Source organism: Terriglobia bacterium, assembly GCA_036496425.1.
GTDB lineage: Bacteria > Acidobacteriota > Terriglobia > 20CM-2-55-15 > 20CM-2-55-15 > 20CM-2-55-15.
Map to the genome: position 1 here is coordinate 1 of DASXLG010000256.1, position 6,887 is coordinate 6,887.

General features: G+C 58.5%; 5 protein-coding genes and 1 tRNA gene. 4 read left to right on the forward strand and 2 right to left on the reverse strand.

Annotation, left to right across the window (positions count from 1 at the left end; genetic code table 11):
• Positions 1-1,125, forward strand: a 1,125-nt coding sequence (locus VGK48_18565) for an efflux RND transporter permease subunit (protein HEY2383183.1), incomplete at its 5' end; no start/stop codon positions are given.
• On the forward strand, positions 1,125-2,597 hold the full coding sequence (locus tag VGK48_18570) for an efflux transporter outer membrane subunit (GenBank protein HEY2383184.1): 1,473 nt from the start codon (positions 1,125-1,127) through the stop codon (positions 2,595-2,597). The genes VGK48_18565 and VGK48_18570, both read left to right, overlap by 1 nt.
• Positions 2,598-2,603: 6 nt before the next feature.
• Here VGK48_18570 and VGK48_18575 read toward each other — a convergent pair whose 3' ends face one another.
• Both VGK48_18575 and VGK48_18580 read right to left on the reverse strand, forming a co-directional pair.
• Entirely contained in the window at positions 2,604-3,137 is a 534-nt protein-coding gene (locus VGK48_18575) for a hypothetical protein (GenBank protein HEY2383185.1), read from the reverse strand.
• 12 nt (positions 3,138-3,149) lie between these two features.
• Positions 3,150-4,427, reverse strand: coding sequence for an MBL fold metallo-hydrolase (locus VGK48_18580; protein ID HEY2383186.1), 1,278 nt, complete (start codon positions 4,425-4,427; stop codon positions 3,150-3,152).
• A gap of 39 nt (positions 4,428-4,466) precedes the next feature.
• Between VGK48_18580 and VGK48_18585 the strand changes: the two genes are divergently transcribed.
• Positions 4,467-6,470, forward strand: coding sequence for an alpha/beta hydrolase domain-containing protein (locus VGK48_18585; protein HEY2383187.1), 2,004 nt, complete (start codon positions 4,467-4,469; stop codon positions 6,468-6,470).
• Between the two features lie 68 nt (positions 6,471-6,538).
• A tRNA-Asn gene (locus tag VGK48_18590) sits at positions 6,539-6,610 on the forward strand.
• Positions 6,611-6,887: the final 277 nt, after the last annotated feature.

Consider the following 6,887-nt stretch of genomic DNA (forward strand, 5'->3'; position numbering starts at 1 on the left):
GGACCGGACTTCAACTCGCTGGCGGTATGGGGGCCGAAAGTCCTGGACCGGCTCTCGAAGCTGCCCGAAATCGCGGACGTCAGTTCGGACCAGCAGAATTCCGGCTTGTCCTCCAACGTCGTCATCGACCGCGACACCGCATCGCGCCTCGGCTTGACGGCGCAGGCTGTGGACTCCGCCCTTTATGACGCCTTTGGCCAGCGCCAGGTTTCGGTGATGTACAAGTCGATCAATCAGTACCACGTGATTCTGGCGCTCCAGCAACAATGGTGGCAGAGTCCGAACTTCCTGAATACGATTTACGTACAGACGCCGAAGGGGACAGACGTTCCCTTATCCACCTTCACGCATTTCACCCAGGGAATCACGCCCATTCAACTGCCGCACCAGGGACAGTTTCCGGCAACCACATACTCGTTTAACCTTTCGGACAACGTCGCGCTGAGCGACGCCGTCGAGGCAATCAACAGGGCTGAATTGGATATGGGCCTGCCGGCAAACATCACGGGCAAATTCGCCGGCACGGCGCAGGCCTATCAGCAAGCGCTCGATAATCAGCCGGTCCTGATCGGAACAGCGTTGCTGGCCGTTTATATCGTGCTGGGAATGCTGTATGAAAGCCTGATCCATCCTCTGACCATCATCTCGACGCTGCCGTCCGCGGGCGTGGGAGCGCTGATGGCGATGGTGCTGTTCAAGAGCAATCTCGACCTGATCGGGATGATCGGAATCATCCTGCTGATCGGCATCGTGAAGAAGAACGCCATCATGATGATCGATTTCGCCCTCGCGGCGGAACGCAACGAAGGAATGAACTCGAGGGATGCGATTTATCAGGCTTGCCTGCTGCGCTTCCGTCCTATCATGATGACGACGATGTGCGCCCTTCTCGGCGGTATGCCGATGGCGCTGGGTCTGGGCGCCGGAGCAGAGCTCCGGAGGCCTCTCGGAATTGCTATCGTTGGCGGCCTTGTGGTCAGTCAGATGTTGACGTTATTCACAACTCCCGTGATTTATCTTTACTTCGACCGGATCAGTACGCGCTTCCGCCGCCGGCGGCAGGCAAGTTTTGCGCACCGTCCCGGTCTGCTTATTCCCGGCGGTGTTGCGGGATCTGGAGATTAATGGTTCGTTATTCGAAAATCGTACTTTTTCTCTTTGTTCTGTGTGCAGGTTGCTCGATTCATCCGAAATACCAGCGGCCGGTAACGCAGACGCCGGCCAACCTGAAAGGAATGGTCGACAACGGGCAGTGGAAGATGGCTGCCCCCAGCGACGCGCTGCTGAAAGGCAAATGGTGGGAGATCTTCGGTGATCCTCAGCTCAACCGGCTGGAAGAAATGGTCGCGGTCAACAACCAGAATGTAAAGCAGGCGGAAGCGGAATTCCGGCAGGCTCGGGCGCTGATTGCGGGTGCGCGCGCCAATTACTACCCCTCCATCGGAACGACACCGGCGATCTCACAGAGTTATGTCAATAGAAACTCCAATCAGACGTTCTCGATCCCCGCAAATTCAAGCTGGGAACCCGATCTCTGGGGCCGCGTCCGTCTGGCGGTGGAAAGCACGGTGAGCAACGCGCAAGTCAGCGCAGCCGACCTTGAAAATCTCCGGCTGAGCCAGCAGGCACTGCTTGCGGCGGACTACTTTGCGCTCGCCGGACAGGATATGCAGATCAACGTGTTGGCCAATACGATCGCTGCCTACCAGCAGAATCTGCAGCTCACGATCAACCGGTACAACGGCGGCGTGGCGTCGAGGTCCGATATTACGCTGGCGCAGACACAGCTTTTCGGCGCACAGGCCCAGAGCACCGAGATGCATATTGCGCGAGCGCAGGCCGAGCATGCTATCGCCGTGCTGAGCGGCCAGGAACCGTCCTCGTTCGAGATCGGCCCCACCACGATCAGCGGCCCGCCTCCGCCGATTCCGATCGGCATTCCGTCGCAGCTTCTCGAACGGCGCCCCGACATCGCTGCCAACGAGCGGCTGGTCTCCGAAGCCAACATCCAGGTCGGTATTGCGCAAACCGCCTATTATCCGACCTTGAATCTTTCCGCGAATCCGGGCCTTATTTCGTCCGACCTGGCCTCGCTGTTCACCTGGGCCAGCCGGAGCTGGTCCGGAACCGCGTCGATGTCCGAAACACTCTTTGATTTCGGCCGCCGCGGCGCCACGGTAGAAAACTCGCGGGCTGCGTACGACGCGACCGTCGCCGCTTACCGGCAGAATGTCCTTGCTGCCTTCCAGGAAGTGGAGGACGATCTTGCCAGTCTGCGCTACCTCGCCGAAGAAGCAGGACAGAACCAGGAAGCCGTTACCGCGTCTCAGGAAGCTTTAAACCTCGAGATGGATCGCTATAAGGCAGGAACGGATTCGTACCTGAACGTCATCACGACGCAGATTATCGCGTTGAACGATCAACAATCGGCCATCTCGATCCTGCAGCGGCGCATGGCTGCCGCTGTGGATCTGGTCAAATCCGTAGGTGGCGGCTGGGACGCCTCGACCCTTCCGTCGGCAGACTCTCTTCGTGCGACGAGCATGGGTAATCCGAAGAACACTCAGAACGTCGCCCGCTCCGCCAGCAGCAAATAAGCAGCTTTAATGGGCCGATGCCGCACTCGTACTGCGGCATCGGTCATTGTTCGTGAAGAGATCGCGCGAGGAAGTCTGGTCCAGCCTGACGTCCTTCCCACCACCGCCGAACAAGCTCCGAACTGCACGGAACGGACCTGAAACGGCGCTGTGCTCCTCCGTATCGGTTGCTTGCTGGCCTGCCGTCCGGCTCACCCAGATGTGCTTGTCGTCATAGGTGATGGGAACCGTCTGACCGGGCGAATCCCAGGGTTTCCACTGACGGTGGTATTTCGTCAGATAATTCTTGGAGCTGTCCTGCCAGTTGACAACCGGAACCCGCTGAACTCCGATGAGGATTTTATTGTCTACGGCGAAACAGTAGTAATAATCGGTGGCGCCAAAGAAGCAGTTCGAGCAATAGGTCTCGGCGTGATCGAGCACCTGCGCTTGAGCCTGCTGTCCCTTGGCCGCCGCCGCAAACGAGAACGGCGCGGCAAGGCAGAGAACGATGAGCAGTTGGATCGAAATGATAAAGCGGTTAGATAAGTTCAAATGCATCGGGGGATTTTATCAAATCCGGTTTTCTTCCCGTAACTTTTCCAGATGCGCCATCACGGATCTTTCGGCAAGTCCGTGCATTGCGTCCGGCACGTCCGTATAAACTTTCTTTACGAGGGCGGCCGGCTCATGCGCGCCCCATTGCCACGCCGCCAGAATATTCCGCTCCCGTTCCGTCCGGTGGTCCAGGTAAGCCTGAATCCGGCCCTTCGCATTCGCCATCACCGGCCCGTGAGCCGGAAAAAGCGCCCTGACCGGAAGCGCCTGCATCCGCCGCAGCGAATCGAAATAGGTCGCCATGTGGCCTTCCGGCGGATCGATCACGATGGTGCCCACGCCGGCCATGAGATCGCCGGTAACCAACGATCCGCTTCGCGCCTCAAAGATGCAGACATGCCCGCGCGCATGTCCGGGAGTGTGTAGAACCTGAAGCGTCCAACCGGGCTTGCCTGCCAGTTCCAGCCGTTCGTTTTCCTCGAAGGTCCTGTCCACCGCCACCACGCCCTGGAGGGCCTGCGCCGTAATGGAATGCGCGGCGATCTTCACTCCGAGTTGCCGCTTCAAGTGGTTCGCACCGCCCACATGATCGTTATGCAGGTGCGTGAGCCAGATCTCGCGCACACGCCGGTTCGCAAGAACGCGGTCGAGCAGCGCCTGCTCTTCTTCATACGGCGACGCCGGGTCGATAACAACCACCTCTTCTCCGCCAACGAGATAACAATTCGTGTGCGTCGCTGGAGGCAGTGTCGGTGTCCGCAGTGGAACGAGGACAATTCCGGGTTTCATTTCAATCTCCGGAATCGGCTCACCATGAGCCCACGGGCTGGCCTTCATTCTTTTTTCGATCTGGTCCAAACCTTCGGAAAGACATCGCAGAGCGTGCAGGACGGGGGGAGCCATGAGTATTGCACCCTGCATCCATTTGGCTACAGCGTCCACCGGCCTGATCCATTCGCCCAGGTCGTGCTCGTCGCTCGCAATGCCGGGCTGTTCTCCTGCAGGACATCTCGCAAGGAAGAAACACGTATCGAACCGGGCCGGAGAAAACGCAGGCGTCAGCCAGCGGCCGACATCGATAAAAGTTTCCGGCGGCACGCGCGCTCCCGTTTCTTCGAACAACTCGCGGGCGGCACAGACCCGGGCATCTTCGTCGGGATCGAGTTTGCCGCCGGGGAAAGCGTGAAAGCCAGCCTGAAACATCATGCGCGGGGACCGCCGCATCCAGAAGACCTCGACGACAGGCGTTTCGCGAATCAGTATGACAGCGGCGGCAGATCGTGGACTCGCCATAAAGATCAGTATATTCTTCCGGAAACCCAGGAGGCTTCGATGATGTTCAGACGGCTGCTTCTTATCAGTCTTATTCTCGGTGTCACGGCGCCGGTTCGCGCGGAAGTGGTGCGGATTGAAGTGAAGTCACGCACCGATGTTCTCTCCGGAAAGGCCTTCGGAAACACAGGCCCTTACGAGAGGGTCTCGGGAAAGATTTACTTCGCCGTCGATCCGAAGAACAGCACGAATCGCATCGTTGCCGATATCGACAAAGCTCCGAAAAACACCGCCGGTAAGGTGGAGTTCTCCTCGGACTTCTATCTGATCAAACCGAAGGACCCGTCGCGCGGCAATGGAACGATCCTGTATGAAGTTTCGAATCGAGGAACGAAGGGCCTGCTGGGTTTCTTCAATATGGGAACGAACAATGTCGATCCTCAGGCTGCCGGCGATTTCGGCGACGGATTCCTCATGGGTCAGGGATTCACGCTGCTCTGGGTGGGCTGGCAATTTGATGCTCCAAATCGCGACGGCATGCTTCGCGTTTATGTCCCAGCGGCGCGTGAATCGAACGGACGCTCCATTCAGGGACTGGTCCGCAGCGATTTCACGACAACGCAGAAGGCTTCCGATGTCAATCTACCCGACAGCACCTATGCCGTCATCGATCCCAAAGACACCGCCAATGCCCTCACTGTCCGCGACTCTGTGGAAGGCACGCGCCGCACGATCCCCCGGACCGATTGGGACTTTACGGCTGACGCGAAAGCCGTTCGCATGGCGTCCGGTTTTGAGCCGAACAAGATCTACGAGGTGGTATATAGATCTCAGGACCCGCCGATCGCCGGCCTCGGCCCGGCAGCCGTGCGTGATGCGATTTCCAGATTGAAATACAGCGGCGCCAGCGAACTCTCGATCAATCCCGGCGCGATCCAGCACGCGATCGCATTCGGCATTTCGCAAAGCGGCCGTTTCCTCCGAACCTATCTGTATTACGGCTTCAATGAAGACGAATCGCACCGCAAGGTTTTCGACGGCATCATGTCGCACGTCGCCGGAAGCGGTCGCGGCAGTTTCGATAACCGGTTTGCGCTGCCGTCGAGAACGGCCGGGCCGTTCTCCAGCTTCTTTTACCCGGTCGATATCTTTCCGTTTACCGATGTCGCCCAACTCGATCCTGAAAGCGGACGTCGCGACGGCCTGCTGACCCACCATATGAAACCCGAGTTCATGCCGAAAGTGATGTACACGAACTCATCGCACGAGTATTGGGGCCGCGCCGCCTCCCTGTTCACGACCACGATCGACGGGAAGGAAGACGCCCCAATGATGCCGAACGTACGCGCATACATGTATACCGGAGGAAATCATACAATCGGTGCGTTTCCTCCAACTCGCGGCAGCGGTCAGCAACTGAACGATCCGCTGGACTACCGCTGGGCGGCGCGAAAGCTGATGGTGTCGTTAAATCGCTGGATTACCGAAGGCGTCGAACCGCCCGCCAGCGCTTATCCGCGGGTCAGCGAGGGGACGCTGGTCTCGCCCGATAAAGTGAAGTTCGCGAAGATTCCGAATCTCGCCGTGCCCACGACAACAAACATCCATAAGGCCTATCGAGTCGATTATGGCCCCGAGTTCGGAACCAAAGGCATCGTCTCGCAGGAGCCGCCGAAAGTCGGATCGGCGTTCCCTATGCTCGTCCCGCAGGTCGACGCCGATGGCAACGATCTTCCGGGCATTCACATGCCGGAGATAGCGGTTCCCCTGGCCACCTACCTCGGCTGGAATTTCATGAACGAACGTACCGGCCCGGCAGACGAGCTCGCCTCGCTCACCGGCTCGTTCATTCCCTTCGCCCGTACCCGCGCCGATCGCGAGCGGAATAACGATCCCCGGCTTTCCATCGCAGAACGCTACAAAAGCAAAGACGCCTACCTGGAACTGATCACCAAATCCGCCAACGATCTGGCGCTCAAAGGCTATGTGATGAAGGAGGATATCCCCCGAATCGTGCAACAGGCCGCCGCCCGCTGGGACTGGGTCACCGGGAACCCTCATTGACGCCGGGTTTCCCGGTCTGATAAATTCGTTCGGCACGTTGGCGAACAGCACGCCATCCGTGCCATTGCTCCTCAGTAGCTCAATGGCAGAGCATCCGGCTGTTAACCGGAGGGTTGTAGGTTCGAGTCCTACCTGAGGAGCCTTATTTATTTTCAATCACTTGGGATAATTGAAGGCTCCTCATCCGATGATACGCGCCCTCGCGGGCGTCCAAATGGGACGTGTTTCAGGATATGGCCGTATTGTGTAGGAATCACGGCGCCATCGCGCAACTTGCGATGGAATGCAGCGACGCACCGGCTCCCAACCGTTATCCTCAAAGTAGAGCCTGACGATATAGCTGACATCGAAATAGATCATCGAACCGGCCGCTCGCGGTCGTCCGACACAATGCGTCTAGCATCCGTCCCTGCCGCG

Coding starts and splice junctions, on each gene's coding strand:
- VGK48_18570 (HEY2383184.1), top strand. CDS start 1,125: ATGGTTCGTTATTCGAAAATCGTACTTTTTCTCTTTGTTCTGTGTGCA.
- VGK48_18575 (HEY2383185.1), bottom strand. CDS start 3,137: ATGCATTTGAACTTATCTAACCGCTTTATCATTTCGATCCAACTGCTC.
- VGK48_18580 (HEY2383186.1), bottom strand. CDS start 4,427: ATGGCGAGTCCACGATCTGCCGCCGCTGTCATACTGATTCGCGAAACG.
- VGK48_18585 (HEY2383187.1), top strand. CDS start 4,467: ATGATGTTCAGACGGCTGCTTCTTATCAGTCTTATTCTCGGTGTCACG.